This is a genomic window from Haloferax sp. Atlit-10N, from assembly GCF_003586325.1.
Taxonomy (GTDB): domain Archaea; phylum Halobacteriota; class Halobacteria; order Halobacteriales; family Haloferacaceae; genus Haloferax; species Haloferax prahovense.
Map to the genome: position 1 here is coordinate 1 of NZ_PSYX01000028.1, position 1,875 is coordinate 1,875.

General features: G+C 54.8%; 2 protein-coding genes. Both read left to right on the forward strand.

What is annotated here, in order from left to right; all coding sequences use genetic code 11:
• On the forward strand, window positions 1-1,052 hold a 1,052-nt coding region (locus C5B91_RS20905), incomplete at its 5' end, for an AarF/ABC1/UbiB kinase family protein (protein WP_119713008.1).
• A 72-nt stretch (window positions 1,053-1,124) separates the two neighbouring features.
• Entirely contained in the window at window positions 1,125-1,853 is a 729-nt protein-coding gene (locus C5B91_RS20910) for an SDR family NAD(P)-dependent oxidoreductase (RefSeq protein WP_119713009.1), read from the forward strand.
• Window positions 1,854-1,875: the final 22 nt, after the last annotated feature.

A 1,875-nucleotide genomic window follows, 5' to 3' on the forward strand; every position in this document is an offset into this window, starting at 1 on the left:
ACATGGCGGACGACTTTGAGCGCATCATTCTGGAGGAACTGGACTTCGAGCGAGAGGCCCAGATGATGGAGGAGATTCGGGAAAATTTCGCTGCCGACGAGAATGAGACCGTTACGATCCCACGCGTATTTCGTGACGTCTGCTCCGAACGTGTCCTCACCATGGAGTACGCCGAGGGAACGAAGGTTACTGACCTCGAGGAACTCGAAGCGAAGGGCTACGATCCGGAGAACGTCGCCCGACGAGTGGCGAATGCCTACTTCACGATGGGACTCGATCACGGTGTGTACCACGGCGATCCCCATCCTGGAAATCTCGCTGTCGACGATGATGGCCGCATCGTATTCTACGACTTCGGGATGAGCGGTCGGTTCACGCCGGCGATGCAAGCGAGCGTGATCAACCTCTATCTGGCCGCTGTCAACCGGGATGTCGAATCCATCATCGACGAACTTGTCGCCCTTGGTGCACTCGATCCCGACGCCGACAGGGCCGCCGTCGGCCACGTTCTCGAGTTAGTTATCGATGACCTCGAAGGGAGTGGTGATGTGAACTGGCAGCAGATAATCGACGTGGTCGTCGGAATGCTCCGAGAGTTTCCGTTTCGTATCCCGCCAGACGTGATGTTAGTCATTCGGGTGGGATCGATCGGTGAAGGTGTTCTTAGACAGCTCGATCCCGAGTTCAATATCCTCGCAGCTGCGCAGGCGTTCCTCCGTGAACACGGCTTCCTCCAGCGAGCAGCCCGGATGAAACTCGCCGAAGCTCAGTCCGACATCGAAACCTCCCTCTGGGCCCTCCTCCGGCTACCCACGAAATTGGATCGTGAACTGGACGCACGAGAACAGGAACGCACAGTGATACCTCAGGAGATCGCACAGAGCCAACGACGGCAGACTCGTTCGATCGGGTACGCCATCCTCGCAGGAGGAACATTTGTAGCGAGTGGTCTCGCATTATCCGTAAGTCAGATCTCTGCTACTGTTGGGATCGTCGTCGCACTCGGCTTCACCATTTTATTCATTCATTCATCAAGGCAACAGCGTCGATAACTGGTATCTCGAATACGGAGTACCCCCACGACGCCTCAAACTATTTTGTGGCGTCTATGCGAAGTACCTGATATGCTCAAAGATAAAGTTGCGATCATCACTGGTGGTGCAACCGGGATCGGCAAAGCAATTGCTTCGAAGTACATTGATTACGGAGCCGAAGTCGTTATCGCAGGTCGCACGGAAGAAACCGGCCGAGAGACTGCCGAAGAACTCGGCTGTGAATTCCACCAATGTGACGTCACGGAGTATGAGCAGGTAGAGACCCTCGTCAACAGTACGGTTGACGAATACGGACAGCTTGACGCAATCGTAAACAACGCTGGAATTGGCCAAGTAGGGTCCATCGAAGAAATGTCGCTCGAAGAGTGGGATACGGTCATTCAAATTAATCTCACAGGGGTTATGTACGGCTCGCGAGCGGCGATCCCGTATCTCAAAGACAGTGAGGGGTGCATCATTAATGTCGCGTCGATTTATGGCCTCGTTGGTGGTCCTGGATCACCTGCCTATTCGGCAGCAAAAGGTGGTGTCGTGAATTTCACACGAGAGCTCGCCATCGACTACGCCACAGAAGGGATACGTGTCAATAGTATCTGCCCTGGATTCGTTGAAACGCCGATGACAGACGACTACCTCGACCAGGAACAGTTCTACGAGTTCGTCCGAGACGAGACACCCATGCAGCGAGTGGCCGAACCCGAGGAGATCGGCGGCATTGCGATGTTTCTCGCCTCTGATGAGGCGACGTACATCACAGGCACAAACATTCCTGTCGACGGAGGCTGGACTGCCCACTAGTAACTACGGTCGCACATTCACC